The organism is Enterovibrio coralii (assembly GCF_001559595.1).
GTDB lineage: Bacteria > Pseudomonadota > Gammaproteobacteria > Enterobacterales > Vibrionaceae > Enterovibrio > Enterovibrio coralii.
The window spans coordinates 690,653-708,522 of record NZ_LNTY01000034.1 but is presented as its reverse complement, the minus strand read 5'-3'; the positions used below and the strand labels follow the sequence as shown (position 1 = coordinate 708,522).

Sequence of the window (17,870 nt, the reverse complement as noted above, 5' to 3'; positions counted from 1 at the left end):
CGTTGGGTTGATAAAAGGTTACTGACACCTACTGACAGAACGTGTCAGTAGTCTATTTGTTTGTCCTGACCGCATCGGTATAATTGCCGCCATCAAAGCACTTATAAGATCTATACCTACATGTCGTTAAGCCCTGAATTAGAAAGTTTGCTCGAACCTGTCCGCGGATTTTTGCATTGCGAAACCCCACAAGGTTGGATAGATGAAGCGATCAAGCCTGAAAACGAAACCATTTTGCTGCGTGACCACGCGAACTGTGAGTTGAAAGCAAGCCAAACCGCGCTGTGGCTGATCCGCAAATACGCAATTGATGCCACCAGCAGCAACCTGTTGCTTGAATGGGCAAAGCCTTATGAAGACTTCGTTTACCGTGGTGTTCGTGACGGCATTTTTCACGCGAAGAAAAACGGCCTGAGTGCGCCACTGACACCCAAAGCAGGATTTGAACACGGTCAAGATTTGATTGATAAGATGGTTCGCCTGATCAAAGAAGAATTTCACCATTTCGAACAGGTTATCGAAATCATGGAAGCACGCGACATGCCATATTCACCGTTGAATGCTGGCCGTTATGCGCGTGGTTTAATGTCGGTAGTTCGCACCCACGAGCCCGCGATGCTCATCGATAAGTTGATCATTGGTGCCTACATTGAGGCTCGTTCATGTGAGCGGTTCGCGAAGGTTGCACCTAATCTGGATGCCGAAATGCGTAAGTTCTACATCTCGCTACTGCGCTCTGAAGCGCGTCACTATCAAGATTACCTGAAATTGGCAGAAGCCATTGCAGGTGGTGATATTAGCGATCGCGTTAAAGCAATTGGCGAGAAAGAAGCCGAGTTGATTCAGACACCTGATGACATGTTCCGCTTCCACAGCGGTGTTCCTGCAAAAGCGGCCTAATTTCGCAAAACCGAGGCTATTCTGCCTCGGTTTTCTCGACTCTCCCCTTGCACGCCCTTTCGAGTTTGTGTAAACAAGATCCTGTGAATTTAACAGGGAACAAGTCGTATGTTCAAAAAGTTGAAAGCCTCATTAGGCATTGGTGCAACCACCGTCGACACCATCCTTTCTAATGACTCTGTCTATCAAGGCGAAACGCTAAAAGGCACAGTGCATATCAAGGGCGGGGATGTCGAGCAGCAGGTAGACGCCATTACACTCAAGCTGTGCACAGAAGTAAAAGTCGAGTCTGACTCAGGTGTAAGCTACCAACCATTCGTTTTGGGACATATCCAAGCAAACGACCCGTTAGTGGTGCAGCCAGGCGAAACGAAAGAAGTGCCTTTTGAGCTTAAACTTCATGATGAAACGCCAATTACCGCCATTAACGCTAAGCTCAATCAGAGCCACGTTTGGCTAGAAACATCTCTGGATATCGACTTTGCCATCGACCCAAAAGACAGAGATTACATTGAAATTCGTCCGCTTCCAGTGGTTCAGCGAATCATCAACACCATAGAGCGCGAAGGCTTCACCATGGTCAAAGCCGACGTTGAAAAAGGTCAGCTTCGTGGCAATGGCTTTATGTCCCGTTCTGGTTGCTATCAGGAACTGGAGTTCAAAAATAGCGGCATGTTTAACCGCAAAGAAATCGAACTGTCGTTCATTCTTGACGGCGGTGTCATCCATTGCCTCGCTGAAATTGACCGCTCATTTGGTCGTGGAGATATGTACCGCTCGTTTACCGTCACTCGCGACGCTTCAGACGGTGAAGTCCAACAAGCTCTGCGCGCAGTGTTGAGTGCATAACCGAACACGCCGGACACGAAAAAGCCTGCATATGCAGGCTTTTTTATTGACCAACATCTCGTTGTAATTTCAGAGCCAGCGTCGCGTCGTATTCATATATTCTTCAAACGATCGCCCAAAGTTTTTCTTCAGTGCCGACTCCTCAGGTTGGATCTGAAACCTCGTCATATATGCCACAAACAGCAAGACGGATAAAACAGCAAATACACTGTCTAGATAGACACCAAAGCCGACCAAAAACAGTGCCATTCCCAGATACATTGGGTTGCGCGTAAACCGATAAATACCGCTTTGAACCAAGCTAGAGCTGGTTTCCGGTTTAATCGGGTTCACCGTTGTTTTCTGAGCCCTGAACGCGGAAAGACCCGCGAAGCAGACGCCTGCGGAAATGACAGTCAATACGATAAACATCGACATTCTAAAATCCGCGCCAAAACCCAAAACAGGTAGATGGGACGAAAGCCACCACATCAAAATCATAAACAAAAAGACCAAAGCGACGGGCGGTACTTTTAACTCAAGCGTCTTCATCGTTATTTACATGTTCCTTCATTATTTATGCAGCGTGACATCCAAACTATTTATCTGTGCTTACTGCCTGTTCTAAATCTCGTAGATAGCTATCCATCTGTTCCGATTGGTTGTAAAACGCGTACGCAAGCAATCTGCGATAGATATTAGGCACATTGGACACTTCCTTCATGGTGACTCTTGTTTCATCACCCTCTTCAACAAATTCGAGAGTGGAATAGCCGCTAAAGCCACCCTCAGACACGATTTCGATTTCATACAAACGCATGGGTTGTCGTTCCTTTTCTTGGAAGGTAATGCTGGGTCCCTGCTTTGGTGTTTCGGTCCATCGGCCAGCATCCAAGTCCTCTTCCACGCTTTCTAACGAAGTTCGCCATTCTGGCTGCGATGCATGGTCGGTCACCGTCGTCCAAACCGTGATTAGCGGTGCGGGTATCAATACCGTTTTGGTCGTTATTCTTGGGTTGGTAAGAAGAAAACCCAACGCCGTTGCCAACACCGTTATAACGAACAGAATAAAAACCAACGTACGCATCGCGAAGCCCTCTAGAAAGCTGAAACAGCAGTTCGCACCCGATTGAGGTGATGAATTATTAAACAAAGAATCGGCCACTTAGTACAGCGATGACACCAGCAAAAAATGAAATATCCAGACGGTATTCTGGTACTACCAACAATGGCACCTTCTTGATTTCATGATCGATTTTTCTGGCATAAACATACAAACAATGTTTTCCGCCATTGTATGTCATACCAATAGGCGTAAACTTTCGACCATTCCTCTCTCTTAGATGGACATAAAAAGATGAAAAAAACGCTGCTTGCTCTGCTGCTGACTGCCAATATTTTACAACCTGCTTCTGCCTGCACAGGTATCTCTCTTTCCACTGTTTCTGACCAACATGTGCATGCTCGTACCATCGAATGGGGTGAGAATGACCTCAACAGTAAACTGATCGTATCACCACGTGATTACAGCTTTACGTCAACCATGCCAGACCAACAAAAAGGCCTGAGCTGGAAGAGTAAATATGGCTTCGTCGGCATTTCGGTCAGCGTCGATACTTTTATCGGTGAAGGCGTTAACGAGGAAGGATTAACTGCCGGTCTTTTCTACTTTAAAGGTTATGGTTCACTCAAAGCCTACAACCCTAAAGACCGAGCTAATAGCATCACGGACATGGATTTTGTGCGTTGGATGCTGTCACAATTCAAAACCGTGGATGAAGTAAAAGCGGCGATGAAATCTATCGACATTGTCCCTGTCTATATTGATGCTAAAGGCCAACCGTCACCAACAGGTCACTGGCGAGTAACCGATAAAGCAGGCAACAACATCGTTATCGAAATCATGGATAACGGAAAGGTCCATATTTACGACAACGAAGTCGGTGTACTCACTAACTCACCAACGTTCCCTTGGCAAGTGACTAACCTGAACAACTTCATCAACTTGCACCCAGGTTCGAGTGCACCGCAGAAATTCGGTGGTGTTGAAGCCAAGTCGTTCGGTATTGGCTCAGGCTTCCTTGGCTTACCGGGTGACATTACCCCGCCATCTCGCTTTGTGCGCGCAGCATTCTTTGTGAATACTGCACCAGAGTCTAAAACGTCAGAACAAGCAGTGTCTCAAGCGTTTCATATCCTGAATAATTTCGATATTCCTATCGGTACCGAATTCAGCGAGCAGTATCGTGAGCACATGCCTGATCTGCCAAGCGCAACGCAATGGACATCAGTGATCGATCAGTCTGAAGGCGTGTTCTACTACAAGACAATGAACGACAGCCAAATCAAGAAAGTGGACTTGAATAAGATTAACTTCGACAACAAAGAAGAGCTAAAACGACCACTGGATACCGGCAGTTTCTCTGTGAAAGAAGTGAATATCTGACGCGAGAGTAGATTGAAGTGAAAAAAGGCCGCTAAGCGGCCTTTTTAGTCGAAAGAGATTTACTGTGCAGCGAATTCTTTTTCGTATTTCTTCACTTTCTTCATCGCCATTTGGCGTTTAAGGGAAGAAAGGTGGTCAATGAACAAGGTACCATTCAAATGGTCAATCTCGTGTTGCATCACGATAGCCAGAAAGTCATCGCTCTCAATGGTTATTGGGTTTCCGTGTCGGTCTTGTGCAGACACCACTACCGAAGCGAAACGTTCCACATCTGCATAGTAATCAGGCACTGATAGGCAACCTTCCTGCCCCATCACTTTTTCTTGCCCCTGCTCCACGACGGGATTAACCAATACTAATGGTTGATCGCGCTCTTCCGAGATATCAATCACGACCACAGATTCCAAACGACCTACCTGCATCGCAGCTAAACCGACACCATTACTTGTGGTGTACAAGGTCTCTAGCAGGTCATCGATAAGAGGTTGTACTGCGTCGAAGTCCGTCACTTTTTCAGCTTGACGCTTAAGCTTTGGATTTGACGCGGTAAGAATATCTAAAACAGCCATGGTTATTTCATACTTATAATCAGAAAGTTAAGCCATTATATACTGATGGCTAATGATGTTGGTTCACTAACTTTGCGTAGAGACCAACAAGCGAATACCAAACGCTCCAAACAAGCCTGCTGTCGCCCTCGCAAGCCAGGTTTTAAAACGTGTGCTCAATCTTACCTTCTTGCTGATCGATGACGATACCCAAGCAATAATGTGGCACCAAATCATACCGTTGAAGTTAAAAATCAAACCCAAAACCAAAAACGCGATCGCTTTGTTGTCACTTTCAGGAGAGATAAATTGAGGCACAAAGGCGAGAAAGAACACTGCGATTTTCGGGTTGAATACGTTAGTGATCAGCCCTGATAATAGATTTTCTTCAACGGCACATGTGACAAAGGTTTACTGTCGGTCACATTCATATTCTGACTTGCGCGAATCATGCCAAACGCCATATACATCAGATACAAACCGCCAATCACTTTAACAACGGTAAAGGCTGTGGCAGAGGTTGCAAGCACAGCTGAAAAACCTAATGCTGCGGCAGCAATATGAATAAGGGTACCTGAACCTATCCCCAGTGCGGCGGCAGACCCCGCCTTAAATCCTTGCGTGGCAGCACGTCCAGCAATCAAAAGTGAATCAGGGCCGGGAACCAAGTTGAGCAAGATTCCGGATAAAACGAACAGCCACAGGTTTTCAATACCAAACAATTGCCTACTCCTCTAAATACGATGACATATCAGACACACTGCTTGGAGCACTAGCATATCGAATACCGCCCATCATTTCGATTTGTATGTTAAAAAACAGATCGCATTTTCTCTCACATTAAATCACTAGACGACTGGTCTAATTTAATTTAGAGTCGTTGCATGAACACTGAAACTCAATCCACACGCCAGCACATTCTGGACGTCGGCTACCAACTGATCGTTGAAAAAGGCTTCTCTAACGTTGGCCTTTCTCAGCTGCTCAGCCACGCCGGAGTACCAAAAGGCTCCTTCTATCACTACTTCAAATCCAAAGAACAGTTTGGAGAAGCACTGATCGAAGATTACTTCTCACAATATAGAGCGCGACTAGACGCCCTATTCAGCGACCCTTCTTTATCCGGTTACGACAAGCTTATGGCTTATTGGAACAAATGGATTGAAGTGAACGATGGTCAATGTGGAAGCCAACGTTGCTTGGTCGTAAAACTCAGTGCAGAGGTTTCAGATCTGTCAGATGCAATGCGATTGTCTCTCCTGAGCGGTGCCAGCAATGTGATTACCATGTTGGAAGATTGCGTTAAGCAAGGCATTGAAGATGGCTCGATTCACGTCTCTGACTCTAAAGCCACCGCCAATCAGCTCTATCATATGTGGATTGGAGCAAGCTTGATGAGTAAGCTCAATCAAAATACCGAGCCCATGGCACAAGCTTTGAAAACGACCGAGAGATTACTCAAAGGTCAGCATCCGTTTTAATCAGCGTCGGCACGTTACTGCCGGCGTCAAACCGCCATTTTGATTGGCGGATTTTTTTACTCAATCACTAGACGACTGGTCTAGTAGAGACATAAACCAAAAGGAAACTCATTATGTCAGCTGTTATTGAAATCAAACGTATTGTGTTGGCTTCACGCCCTGTCGGTGCTCCTGTTACCGATAACTTCCGTTTGGAGTCTCAGTCAGTACCCGTGCTGAATGACGGCGAAGTACTGCTGAAAACCATTTATCTCTCTCTGGATCCTTATATGCGTGGCCGTATGAGTGATGCAAAATCTTACGCTGATCCAGTTGAAGTTAATGATGTCATGGTTGGTGGTACGGTTTGCCAAGTGGAAGACTCAACACACCCAGATTTCGAAAAAGGTGAATGGGTTCTGGCATACACCGGCTGGCAGTCTTACGCAGTATCAAATGGTGATGGTCTGTTGAAACTGGGTAAAAACCCAAGCCACCCTTCGTTTGCACTCGGTATCATGGGTATGCCTGGCTTTACCGCTTACATGGGCTTGCTGGATATCGGTCAACCAAAACAAGGCGACACCGTTGTCGTTGCAGCGGCGACTGGCCCTGTTGGCGCAACAGTAGGCCAAATCGCCAAGCTGAAAGGCTGCAAAGTTGTTGGCGTTGCTGGCGGTGAAGAGAAATGCCGTTATGCCGTTGAAACGCTAGGTTTTGACGTTTGTATTGACCACAAAGCGGATGATTTTGCAGAGCAACTGGCGGCGGCGTGCGACAAAGGCATTGATGTTTACTACGAAAATGTTGGCGGCAAAGTGTTCGACGCGGTCATGCCACTTCTTAATACCGGTGCTCGCGTACCCGTATGTGGTTTGATTTCTCAGTACAATGCAACTGAGCTACCTGCTGGCCCAGATCGCATGTCATTGCTGATGGCCACCTTGCTTATCAAGCGTATCAAAATGCAAGGCTTCATCATTTTCGATGACTATGCACACCGCTACGACGAGTTTGCACAAGATATGTCAGCTTGGCTGGCAGAAGGTAAAATTCAGTATAAAGAGCAAGTTGTCGACGGTCTGGCGAATGCTCCAGAAGCGTTTATGGGTCTGCTTGAAGGCAAAAACTTCGGCAAACTTGTCGTTAAAGTGGCAGAGCCGATTAACGCTTAACATGCTCTAATTTTTGAGATTATTGACGCAAAGCCCGTTTTGACAACGCAAAACGGGCTTTTTTACATCTAGACCCACGTTAAGAGGTGTTAGGTTTATAGTTACTACAAAGACATTGAAGCTAAAAAGGACTTAACTTCATGACTCTACGTCAGCTTATTATTTCAATATTCACCCATGGCTTTGCACTTATTATCGGCTTTGCAGGTGGTATCTATGCCCTACCGATCTTGATTGCGCCAGAAGGCCCTTCCACAGAAATCATTGAATCAACCGCCAGCAACGCCGCTTACACAGGTGAATTCAGAAAAGATTTGAAGGACAGTGACACCTTCCATTGGGGTGAAGGCACCGTATCAATCAGTCCAGATACAATCTCACTCATGGGAGAACTTGCGCCTGGACCAGATTATAAGCTCTACCTCTCTCCCGAGTTTGTGGAAACAGAAACTGACTTTGCCCGCCTCAAACCCCAAATGCAGCGCGTGGGAGACGTGAAAACGTTTGAAAATTTCCTTGTCGAAGTCCCTAACGGCATTGACCCATCTCAGTACAATACCGTTATCGTTTGGTGTGAGTCGTTTGGCGAGTTTATTACCGCAGCTAAATACCAATAGCGCACAGGCTTACTCTTTGCACACATCCACCCAAGCCATCGCTTGAGAGTAAGTCTCAAGCTCAGGAAGGGTCAGCCTGATTGCCGAATTCTGCGCGCCCGCCGCGGGAATAACTTCTTGGTGTTTTTTCAGGGAAATATCTAAAAACACTTCAACAGGGTTCGGCAATCCAAACGGACAAACGCCGCCTACCGCGTGGCCTGTCACATCAAGCACTTCTTCTGCGGAGAGCATTTTTGCTTTCTTCTGGAAGTGCTGCTTGTACTTCTTGTTGTCGATTTTAGAAGCACCAGACACCACAATGAGGATCGGCGTATCATTGACCTTAAAAGACAGGGTTTTAGCAATTTGGTCCGGGTCGACCTTGTGTACTTCGGCGGCTTCATCAACCGTGGCGGTTGATTTTTCCATTACCATAATGCGATTTGCCATACCGAGTGGTGAGAAGTAATCCGTTACAGCTTCCAGCGACATAACCATCCTCTGATTTTATCATCATCATCATGCGAGCGTTTCTCGCTCAGACAAGGATTCACCTTACGACGAAACGGTTAGAAATCCCACACATCAATCGCTTTGTCTCTGACTATTTAATAAGAAATAGCTATTGATAGAATAGACACTAGCTATTTCTCTTCACTCCTCGAGGTTCGTATCCTTACCCCAAGTTCAGATAACGTAGAGACAGTATGCATGACGGGTAAACGAGCATTGGTGGTTGAAGGCGGCGCGATGAGAGGCATTTTTGCCAGCGGCGTGCTCGATGCCTTTTTAGAGGTGGATTACAAACCGTTTGATTTCGCGGTAGGCGTTTCTGCGGGTGCATCAAATTTGCTGGGTTACCTCGCCGGTCAGCCTAAGCGCAGCTACCAAGTTATCACCGAACTGGCTACTCACTCTGATTTTTTCAATCCTGCTCGCTTTGTTCGTGGTGGCAACTTAATTGATGTGCAATGGCTGTTTGATGAGTCATTGCGCCGCTTTCCACTTGATACCGACGCCATGTTTCGCTCAATCCCCCTTCTGGCCGCAGTCACCAACGTCGACTCAGGCAATGCGGATTATTACTGGGTAAATGAGAACAATCTCCCGCATGTCATTGAAGCAACCGCAGCACTGCCAATTGCATACCGACCTACACCTTGTTTCTCTGGTGGCTGTTACACCGACGGTGGTGTTGCAGACTCGATTCCCGTCATCGAAGCCTATCGACGTGGAGCCAGAGACATCACAGTGATCCTCTCTCATCCTGAAAGCTACGAAATGTCACCAATGAAACTGCCGGGATTGATGGATCACTTACTCAAAAAACACCCTACGGTGGCAGAAGCGATGCGTGAACGCGCTGACAGATACAATCGATCACTGGATTTTATTAAGAATCCACCTGCGGATTGCACCATCAATGTCATTGCGCCCCCTGAGCAATTTGATATTGGCCGTTTTACGATGAAAAAAGTCAAGCTGGATGAAGGGTACAAAATGGGTGTAGAGGCAGGCCGCTCACACCTGTTTAGCCAATTTAGAGATACCTTGAAAGCGCGAGTGAGTGAGCTTCAAGCGTCACAACTGCAAAAGGTTGCTAACGCGTAAATTTATAATTTATTGATTATTTGTAAATAAATGGTTGCATCACAAAACTCGATGCATTAGTTTAAAAATTCATCAACACAAAGAGTTAGTTATGAATTTTCCGTCTCTACCACTATGGCTACTACTTCTTATGCCCTGCAGTCGGTAGAGATATCTGTATCCGGCTGTGAGTAGAACAGCCGGATGTCGTTTTCCTCACAGCCTTGTTTTAACCCAGCTCAACAGACTTAACATCGAGCTAAACATCAAGGAAGTGAGTTATGAACGACGCCGCCGTCACTGATCATCCAACCTCTCAATATCGCCAAGGTATTATCTTTGCCCTGATCGGCACCGCGCTTTTTTCTATCAAACCTGTACTCATTAAAATGGCGTATGCGCTTGGCGGCGATGCAACGTCAATCATGAGCTTACGTGCGGTGTCTTCACTTCCTGTTTATCTGGCGATATTGCTCTGGCTATGTCGAGATCCCGGAGAGAGAAGCAAAGTCAGAAAATACGGTCTTCAAGCAGCCGCTGTCGGTGTGCTGGGTTATTACTTCGCCTCGCTGCTCGATATCGTCGCGCTGGAATATGTTTCTGCGCAGCTTGAACGATTACTGATCTTTCTGTTTCCTTCTTTCGTGGTGATGATTTCTTGGATATTCCTGAAAGAGACGCCAAAGAAAGGCACTTTTACCTCGATATTTCTTGGATATGTGGGCGTCGCATGATTGTGCTGCACGACTTCCAGTCGTTTGGCTCTCAAGTCTGGTTAGGCAGTGCATTGGCCGTCGCATCAGCCCTTGTTTTCGCGATTTATCTGGTTCTCAGTAAGAAAGTGATCAGCAACATTGGCGCCCAGCTTTTTACCAGTGTTGGTATGGGCAGTGCTGCTGTTGTGATTATGATGCAGCACCAATGGCAAGGCGCGCAGTTTTCCGCGATGTCGCCTGAACTCATCACCTTAGGTATTGGCCTTGGTATTTTTTGTACGGTGTTGCCGTCGTATTTCGTGGCGGCATCTATGGCAAGACTGACAGCATCGACGCTCAGCCTGACAAGCAATATTGGCCCCGCAGTAACCGCAGTGTTTGCCATTTTGCTGCTGGAGGAAGCGTTCACCGTCTGGCATGCCCTTGGAATGGCATTGGTTGTGTATGCGGTTGTGAAAATCAACCGAAAGAAAGGCACCAATTAGTGGCCAATAATTCTGAGGAGCTTTCCCATGAGTATGCAGAAAAACGACCGTTGGCAGATTGTTCAGCGAGCTATCTGGATGACCGCCATTGCAGTGTCTTTCATCATTGCGCTTCAGCCCTATCGACTTTATCAATCGTATATTCCGCTTGATGATTGCGACACGTTTTTGGGTCGCATTCAGCACGCGAATAAAGAGAAAAACACCCTAGTGATTACGCAATTCGATACAGAGACTAGACGAAAAGTGTCGATGAGTTTGGGTGAATGGCGGCATGATGGAAAAGAATTGAAAGGCAAAGAAGTCACTCTCTATCAGTGCCAATATAACAACCTCTGGCCAATGTATACCCACATTGAGCAAGGCAACACTGTGCTGTATCAATATCAGTCTAAGCAAGCCTTTGAAGCGTTAAGCACGAAAACGCGCTTAGTGTTTTCTTTGGCGATAATGCTGCTCTGTTATTTATCCTACTTGCAACGAATTCAGAGCGGCAATCGCGCAAGGCAAAACAACACACATCCTTGTCAATGAAGATAAAAAAAGCGGGACAAACCCGCTTTTCTATTTTGGCTTAGCACCCAACATCCACCCCGTAGCGAAAACAGGTCTTGAGATGGTCATTTACCATGCCCGTCGCTTGCATGTACGCATAACAAATGGTTGTTCCAACAAATTTGAAGCCAAGCTTTTTCAGTGCTTTGCTCATCTCATCTGATTCTGGCGTCGAAGTAGGAACATCTCCCATGGTTTCCCAATGATTGACTATCGGTTTGCCACCTACAAACTGCCATATGTATTTGTCAAAACTGCCGTGTTCTTTTTGTAGTTCAATGACCAGTTTGGCGTTAGTGACTGTGCCATTTACTTTTAGCTTATTTCTGACGATCGCTGGGTTGTCTAGAAGCTCTGCGATCTTGTCTTCACCATAGGCCGCAACCGTTTCAATATCGAAATGATCGAACGCTTCGCGATAGCCCTCGCGCTTTTTCAGGATGGTGGTCCAACTCAACCCTGCTTGAGCACCTTCAAGAATAAGCATTTCAAACAACTGCTGATCATCATGAACGGGTACACCCCACTCTTCATCATGGTACTGTTGGTCTAATTCACTGACGTTCGCCCATTTGCAGCGTTCCATCTTATCCTCTCCTCGATATTAAATCGCAAATACTGTATATATATACATGTTAATTTAAATTGGCAAAGTGATTCTTTTTTAAATGTGAGATCAAGAAAGATTCCTTTAGATTGCGCCGATTCAGGTTGTTTGGGTTTATCATGTCGGTAATTAGACAATCAAGAATACCTACCATGCTTACCTTCGACGCATTTAAACAAGGTCATGCTGTTTCGCTAAAAGACGGCTACACCATCGCATTGATTTCAAAAGCCGATCTCGAAGATATTATCGAGATGCTGCAAAACCCCAAAGTAACCGAGTATCTGTTTTTCGCACCAGCACCAGAAGAGATGTACCGAGGTTACTTCGGCCCTATCATTGAGGGAACTGAGCAAGCCATTGCAAACAACGAGTGGCCAGAGACTATCACTGTCATCATTCGCGATAACGATGGCAAATACATGGGCATGTGCGGGTTGCCCGCAGTCATGTTTCTATCTGGCAATTATGAAGTTGGCTTCCAATTTGCTGAACATGCTTGGGGCAAAGGTTTAGCGAGCAGCGGTTGCGAATTTCTTTTGGCTTTGGCGTTCGACGAGCTTGGCGCGCACAAAGTGACTGCGGATTGTTACCGTGCAAATGTCGGTTCTTATAAAACGATGGAAAAGGCGGGGCTGGTTGAAGAAGGCTGTCAGATCGCCTATTTCAAAACCGAAAACGGCTTCGATGACCGATTACTCTACGGCATCACGAAAGCACAATACGACGCGAAAACCGTGGTGTAAGACCATATTATTAGGAAAAGAAAAACCCGCCGAGGCGGGTTTTTTTATTGTCTTTATAGGCCAGATTAGAACAGGTCAGTGCCGTCTACTTTAATCGTCTCTGCATCTGTCCAGATGGTGACTGCATCGTTGCCACGCGTGAACACGTAAGCATCCAAATCATCAACCTGAGATTGAGTCAGACCCATGAATGCAATCATATCTGCTGAAATTTCTGCTGATACCGCGGCATTCTCATCAAAGCTCCACGTACCTGCTTCAAGGTTCAAGATGTCATCACCTTGACCCAAGTAAGCGACAAAGCCGTCCCAATCACCTGGATTCACATTGGTGACGGTTTGGAAGTCATCAGACTGTGCGAACACTGAGTTTACGCTGACAGTCACTGACTGGTCGCCTTCATCACCAATGACTGCCTCAACTTGTGCAATTGAGTTAGGGCCGGTGTTGGTGCCGCTTGCAAAGTAAGAGTCACCCACCAAGTCGACATTCGCGTCGCCTTCCACCAACACTTTGTCAAAGCCACGGTCACCGATATACACCGCGCCTTTTTGGCTAGACAAAAACGTTTCGTCAGAGAAGTCTTCTTGGTCGAAGAACATGGTGTCGTTACCTTCACTACCGATGTAAAGGTCGAGACCCGCTTCACCATCCATGATGATGTCATCTTCGTAACCTGCGTGCAGGATGTCATTGCCTTCGCCACCGTAAAGCGTGTCGTCACCACCTGCACCGTAGATAGTGTCGTTACCCGCACCACCGTAGATAACATCATCGCCATTACCGCCATTGATGATGTCGTCGCCGTCACCACCATAGATGGTGTCGTTACCGTTGCCGCCGTTGATAACATCGTTGTCAGAGACAGTCTTTTCTTGAGTAACGGTCACTTTGAACGTGGTGTCGTTAAAGTCTTTGTCACCCAGATTCCACAGGTCTTCCCACTTAGACGTATCGCCATCTACTTTTTCGTGATCTTTGCCGTCACCGTTTTCAGCCGCATTTGAAACATAAACTGTGTGGCTGTTGCCGCCTTGAGAAACGGTTGAAGATGAGCCGCTCAGGTCCAGCGTTACATCACCCACATCAAAGCCATGACGGTCGCCGTTTGGAATCAGGAAGAAGCTCATTTCAACCGCGCCTTCCACGTCAACGTCCATGTTCAACTCAGACACGTTTTTCACGTTATCTGCCAAGATTTTCGCGAAGACAATGTTGCCGTCCGCATCAACACCGTAAACACCTACGCTGTTGTTGTATGCCGCACTGTGAGTAAAGTGGCTCAGGTTAACCGTTACTGTACCTTCACCGTCCAGTGCATAAGTGGTTGCGCCATCAACATGGTTCAGCGTCAGTTGCTGCGTTGATTCTTCACCACCGTAGATTATGTCATCACCGTTACCACCGTTGATTTCGTCATCACCGTGCTGGCCATAGATAGTGTCGTTGCCATTACCACCGTTGATAACGTCGTTGTCACTTTCGTTGTTTTTCGCAGGTGCCAGCTTCACGTTATCGATCAGCGCGCCGTAGCTGTCTGATTTGCCTTTCGCTTCGAAACGCAGAGTGATGTAGTCAATGCCTTGAGGAACAGTAAATTCCGTCATGAAATCTACATAGCTTTCGTTCGACTGCGTGTTGTCGAAAAACTTTTTGTAGATGACGTTGCCATTGGCATCGAACACTTTTACTTCAAACTGGCTGGTAGACTGGTCGTTGCCTCTGTAACGGTTTGCATGGTCAAAGCTCAGTTCCAGCGTTGCGTCACTGTCTGACGTCAAATCCGCCACTTTCACTTCTTGTTGAATCCAAGTGTTACGATGGCTGTCCAGCTCCAGTACCGTGTTGTCGTTTGCATTCTGAGCTGCACCGCCCCACGTACCTTGCTGAAGCTCAATTTTGTTTGTGCCAGGCGTGTACCAACCGGTCACTTGATGATCGTGGAACAGTGCCCAATCACGACCGTCATCGTCACCCCAGTCTTCAAAGTCACCATTGATAAGCAGGTTGTTCTCGCCAGCACCGCCGTAGATAACATCATCGCCATCACCACCATTGATGGTGTCATCACCATTACCACCGTGCAGTTCATCATTGCCTGCGCCGCCGTTGATGATGTCGTCTCCGTTACCGCCATCAATCAGGTCGTTGATGTTATCTGCTGGCGCAACAGTCAGGTCGATGTTGTCAATCAAAGCACCGTAGCTGTCTGATTGGCCTTTGCCTTCAAAGCGAAGCGTAATGCCCGTGGTGCCTTCTGGAACAGTGAAATCCACATCAAAATCAACGTAGCTTTCGTTTGATTGGGTGTTATCGAAGAATTTGCTGTAGATAACATTGCCGTCTTGGTCGAAGACTTTAACTTCGAATTGGCTGGTAGAGTGGTTGTTACCTTTGTAGCGGTTGGCATAGTCAAAAGACAAGCTCAGATCGACATCGCCGTCTTCTGCAAGCTTGGTCACGTCTACATCTTGCTGAACCCAAGTGTTACGTGCGCCATCCAACTCCAAAACAGTGTTGGTGACTGGGTTATCAGGTGTACCACCGAATGATCCTTGTTGCAGTTCGATTTTATTGCGACCTGGGGTGTACCAGCCTGACACTTGGTGGTCGTGGAAAAGACCCCATTTGCGATTCGTGTCGTTACCCCACGCTTCAAAGTCACCGTTCATCAGCAAGCTTTGGTTCGCTCCCGCTGCACCATTCAGAACATCTGCGCCGTTAGTACCTGTTACCTTCGCCATAACCTTGTCCTCTGTCCTTAATCCGTGTCTTTTTCGGTCTTGGAGGTCTTAACGCATCGCTGCGTGTTGTTCACTCCATTGATTCTCGGCTGGCCACTTGAGGTCTCACATTAGAGATAACTAACAATGGCTCACCGTTGTTTGTGACATCAGTTTTAATGACAAGACACTCAGGAACAATAGCTATACAGCAGGTTCGGATGAATCTCAGTGAAGGGGACTAATGAATGGTAAGTGCCTGATGAGTAACGACCCACAAAAGGAATGAGAAAAGGACTAAAAATACGCTAACTTACCGTCCAGCATGCGAAAAATTATTCTTAATTTCGATATATGAACCGGCGAGCAGTGCTTTTTGTCACCACTTTTTACAGTCCATTAATACACCTCCGGCTGAACTCGTCTCAAAAAAGAAGCGAGCCTTTCAGCTCGCTTTTTGATTAACAAATAGTGTTGCTAACGTTCGGTTAGATATCGTTGCCGTTGACTTTGATGGTTTCTGCATCCGTCCAAACGGTGATCTTCTTATCCGCAAAGGTGAACACGTAAGCCTTCAACTCAGTCACTTGATCAAAGCTCAGTCCCATGAAGTTGATCATGGCCGTCGAGATAGCAACAGAGGCCGAGGCATTGGCATCATAGCTCCAGATGCCCGCATCCACGTTCAAGGTATCTGCACCGTCACCAAGGTGAGCGACAAAGCCATCCCAATCACCTGGGTCAACATTCGTGGTTGTTTGGAAGTTGTCAGATTGTGCGTAAATCGCATTCGCGTTCACGGTGACAGACTGATTGCCTTCGCCAGCCACAACCGCTTCGATTTGTGACATTGGCTTCGCGCCCGGCACGACGCCACTTGCAAAGTAAGACTTACCTGAGAAGTCGATGTTGGCATCACCCGATGCAACCACTTTGTCAAAACCGCGGTCACCCGTATAGATATTGCCTTTGCTTGTCAGGAATGATTCATCAGAGAAGTCTTCCTGATCAAAGTGCATGGTGTCGTTTCCTTCGCTACCAATGTAAATATCTTTACCGGTACCACCGTCCATCACGATGTCATCTTCATAGCCAGCTTGAAGGATGTCATTACCTTCGTCACCATAAAGTGAGTCGTTACCACCTGCACCAAACAGCTTGTCATCACCAGAACCACCGTGCAGTTCATCATCGCCGTTGCTACCGTTGATGGTATCGTTACCGCCGCCGCCGTAAATCACATCGTTACCGTTAAAGCCTGTGATCACGTCGTTGCCAGAACAACCATGCAGGACATCATCACCCGCTGTGCCGTTAATCGTTTGGTCACCAACTGCGGTGCCTTGAACAACTCGCATTGAACGTGGCGATGAGAAATCCAGATTCTGACCGTTATACGCACGCACGTTTTCAAGCTGTTTGTTTGGCGTTACACAGTTGAATACCGCTAAACGGTTGTAAGACAGGTTATCCCAATCTGACAGCATTACCGCCGTGCCTTCAGATGGCTCTACATACACTTCGTGTGCACGAATCCAGCTTGGTAGTGAGTAACCAGAACGCTGACCAACCGGCAGACAATATCTCGCACCGGTTTCCAAGCTCACGATACAACCCAGTGGTTTGCTATCGGCAACCACACGCATTGAACGAGGGGCAGAGAAATCTAGGTATTGACCGTTATACGCTTTTACATTGGTCATTTTGCGGTTTTCCGTTGTGCCAGAGAATACCGCCAAACGGTTGTAAGACAGGTTATCCCAATCTGACAACATCACCGCCGCACCTTCATTAGCTTGTACGTAAACCTCGTGTGCATAAATCCAGCTTGGTAGCGAATAACCAGAACGCTTGCCTACAGGCAGACAGTACTTGTCACCCGTTTGCAGGCTGATGATACAACCTAACTTGTCATTACTTGCCACAACGCGCATTGAACGTGGAGAGGAGAAATCTAAATGTTGGCCGTTATACGCTTTAACATTGGTGAGTTCATGATTAGTCACGGTACCGGAAAACACAGCCAGTCGGTTGTAAGACAGGTTATCCCAGTCAGACAACATAACTGCAGCACCTTGTTCCGTTTGCACGCGGACTTCGTGAGCATAAATCCAGCTTGGCAGTGAGTAACCAGAGCGTTGTCCGACAGGCAGACAGTATTCTGCGCCAGTTTGCAGGCTGACAATACAGCCTTTTGGTGTGTCCTCTTCGTTGGCTCCAGCAATCGCCGTATTGCTAACAAATAGTGCCATGGATAATCCGATTATCCATGTAAAGGTGCTAAACAACTTCTTCATAACCTAAGGCCTTCTAAGTTTATTGTCTAATTGTGTTGCTTGAGGCTTTGGTGTGTATATTCCTTTGCTGATTTCATAAATCAGACTTATCTAATTTTCCTTTTGCTAAATAAGCATGCCTTCGTATTACAGCGACTCCCCAGACATACAAGCAAGAAGAGAACCAGACAACCAAAGCTACCTTTTTGAACACTC

General features: G+C 46.7%; 18 protein-coding genes and 1 pseudogene. 10 read left to right on the top strand and 9 right to left on the bottom strand.

Annotated elements, in window-relative coordinates:
- Positions 1 to 120 precede the first annotated feature (120 nt).
- A complete protein-coding gene (miaE, locus tag ATN88_RS14510) occupies positions 121 to 900 on the top strand; it encodes a tRNA isopentenyl-2-thiomethyl-A-37 hydroxylase MiaE (RefSeq protein WP_067417230.1) in 780 nt (259 codons plus the stop codon).
- 108 nt (positions 901 to 1,008) lie between these two features.
- Positions 1,009 to 1,749 carry a sporulation protein gene (locus tag ATN88_RS14505; protein ID WP_067417227.1) on the top strand — a complete coding sequence of 247 codons (741 nt, stop codon included), beginning with the start codon at positions 1,009 to 1,011 and terminating at the stop codon, positions 1,747 to 1,749.
- Between the two features lie 69 nt (positions 1,750 to 1,818).
- On the opposite strand, the gene ATN88_RS14500 is transcribed toward ATN88_RS14505, so the two are convergent.
- Together ATN88_RS14500 and ATN88_RS14495 are read right to left on the bottom strand one after the other, a co-directional pair.
- Positions 1,819 to 2,280, bottom strand: a complete 462-nt coding sequence (locus ATN88_RS14500; RefSeq protein ID WP_067417223.1) for a methyltransferase family protein — start codon at positions 2,278 to 2,280, stop codon at positions 1,819 to 1,821.
- A gap of 46 nt (positions 2,281 to 2,326) precedes the next feature.
- Entirely contained in the window at positions 2,327 to 2,815 is a 489-nt protein-coding gene (locus ATN88_RS14495; RefSeq protein ID WP_067417219.1) for an SRPBCC family protein, read from the bottom strand.
- Between the two features lie 270 nt (positions 2,816 to 3,085).
- On the opposite strand from ATN88_RS14495, the gene ATN88_RS14490 reads away from it, so the two are divergent.
- On the top strand, positions 3,086 to 4,174 hold the full coding sequence (locus ATN88_RS14490; protein ID WP_067417214.1) for a linear amide C-N hydrolase: 1,089 nt from the start codon (positions 3,086 to 3,088) through the stop codon (positions 4,172 to 4,174).
- A gap of 59 nt (positions 4,175 to 4,233) precedes the next feature.
- Here ATN88_RS14490 and def read toward each other — a convergent pair whose 3' ends face one another.
- The 3 genes from def to ATN88_RS26160 all read right to left on the bottom strand — a co-directional run bounded on the left by def (position 4,234) and on the right by ATN88_RS26160 (position 5,444).
- Positions 4,234 to 4,743, bottom strand: coding sequence for a peptide deformylase (gene def / locus ATN88_RS14485; RefSeq protein ID WP_067417210.1), 510 nt, complete (start codon positions 4,741 to 4,743; stop codon positions 4,234 to 4,236).
- A 66-nt stretch (positions 4,744 to 4,809) separates the two neighbouring features.
- Positions 4,810 to 5,058, bottom strand: coding sequence for a LysE family transporter (locus ATN88_RS28935; protein WP_408607708.1), 249 nt, complete (start codon positions 5,056 to 5,058; stop codon positions 4,810 to 4,812).
- Between the two features lie 29 nt (positions 5,059 to 5,087).
- The gene (locus ATN88_RS26160; protein WP_198158380.1) at positions 5,088 to 5,444 is read right to left on the bottom strand and encodes a LysE family translocator; all 357 of its coding nucleotides are present in this window, start codon (positions 5,442 to 5,444) and stop codon (positions 5,088 to 5,090) included.
- Positions 5,445 to 5,606: 162 nt separating this feature from the next.
- Between ATN88_RS26160 and ATN88_RS14475 the strand changes: the two genes are divergently transcribed.
- The 3 genes from ATN88_RS14475 (at position 5,607) to ATN88_RS14465 (ending at position 7,974) form a co-directional block, all read left to right on the top strand.
- On the top strand, positions 5,607 to 6,203 hold the full coding sequence (locus tag ATN88_RS14475) for a TetR/AcrR family transcriptional regulator (RefSeq protein WP_067417207.1): 597 nt from the start codon (positions 5,607 to 5,609) through the stop codon (positions 6,201 to 6,203).
- A 113-nt stretch (positions 6,204 to 6,316) separates the two neighbouring features.
- Positions 6,317 to 7,357, top strand: a complete 1,041-nt coding sequence (locus tag ATN88_RS14470) for an NADP-dependent oxidoreductase (RefSeq protein ID WP_067417202.1) — start codon at positions 6,317 to 6,319, stop codon at positions 7,355 to 7,357.
- 140 nt (positions 7,358 to 7,497) lie between these two features.
- Entirely contained in the window at positions 7,498 to 7,974 is a 477-nt protein-coding gene (locus tag ATN88_RS14465; protein ID WP_067417199.1) for a DM13 domain-containing protein, read from the top strand.
- A gap of 9 nt (positions 7,975 to 7,983) precedes the next feature.
- Here ATN88_RS14465 and ATN88_RS14460 read toward each other — a convergent pair whose 3' ends face one another.
- Positions 7,984 to 8,448 carry a YbaK/EbsC family protein gene (locus tag ATN88_RS14460; RefSeq protein ID WP_067417196.1) on the bottom strand — a complete coding sequence of 155 codons (465 nt, stop codon included), beginning with the start codon at positions 8,446 to 8,448 and terminating at the stop codon, positions 7,984 to 7,986.
- Positions 8,449 to 8,667: 219 nt separating this feature from the next.
- Between ATN88_RS14460 and ATN88_RS14455 the strand changes: the two genes are divergently transcribed.
- The 3 genes and pseudogenes from ATN88_RS14455 to ATN88_RS14445 all read left to right on the top strand — a co-directional run bounded on the left by ATN88_RS14455 (position 8,668) and on the right by ATN88_RS14445 (position 11,281).
- Positions 8,668 to 9,567, top strand: a complete 900-nt coding sequence (locus tag ATN88_RS14455; protein WP_067417192.1) for a patatin-like phospholipase family protein — start codon at positions 8,668 to 8,670, stop codon at positions 9,565 to 9,567.
- A gap of 260 nt (positions 9,568 to 9,827) precedes the next feature.
- Positions 9,828 to 10,747 (top strand): annotated as a pseudogene (locus ATN88_RS14450) (DMT family transporter).
- 27 nt (positions 10,748 to 10,774) lie between these two features.
- Positions 10,775 to 11,281 (top strand): hypothetical protein, encoded by a 507-nt coding sequence (locus ATN88_RS14445; protein ID WP_067417187.1) that lies wholly within the window; start codon positions 10,775 to 10,777, stop codon positions 11,279 to 11,281.
- A 40-nt stretch (positions 11,282 to 11,321) separates the two neighbouring features.
- On the opposite strand, the gene ATN88_RS14440 is transcribed toward ATN88_RS14445, so the two are convergent.
- Positions 11,322 to 11,888, bottom strand: coding sequence for a DNA-3-methyladenine glycosylase I (locus ATN88_RS14440; protein WP_067417184.1), 567 nt, complete (start codon positions 11,886 to 11,888; stop codon positions 11,322 to 11,324).
- Between the two features lie 173 nt (positions 11,889 to 12,061).
- On the opposite strand from ATN88_RS14440, the gene ATN88_RS14435 reads away from it, so the two are divergent.
- Positions 12,062 to 12,655 carry a GNAT family N-acetyltransferase gene (locus ATN88_RS14435; protein WP_067417181.1) on the top strand — a complete coding sequence of 198 codons (594 nt, stop codon included), beginning with the start codon at positions 12,062 to 12,064 and terminating at the stop codon, positions 12,653 to 12,655.
- Between the two features lie 65 nt (positions 12,656 to 12,720).
- Here ATN88_RS14435 and ATN88_RS14430 read toward each other — a convergent pair whose 3' ends face one another.
- Both ATN88_RS14430 and ATN88_RS14425 read right to left on the bottom strand, forming a co-directional pair.
- On the bottom strand, positions 12,721 to 15,399 hold the full coding sequence (locus ATN88_RS14430; RefSeq protein ID WP_067417178.1) for a calcium-binding protein: 2,679 nt from the start codon (positions 15,397 to 15,399) through the stop codon (positions 12,721 to 12,723).
- 467 nt (positions 15,400 to 15,866) lie between these two features.
- The gene (locus ATN88_RS14425; protein ID WP_067417175.1) at positions 15,867 to 17,630 is read right to left on the bottom strand and encodes a calcium-binding protein; all 1,764 of its coding nucleotides are present in this window, start codon (positions 17,628 to 17,630) and stop codon (positions 15,867 to 15,869) included.
- Between the last annotated feature and the right edge of the window lie 240 nt (positions 17,631 to 17,870).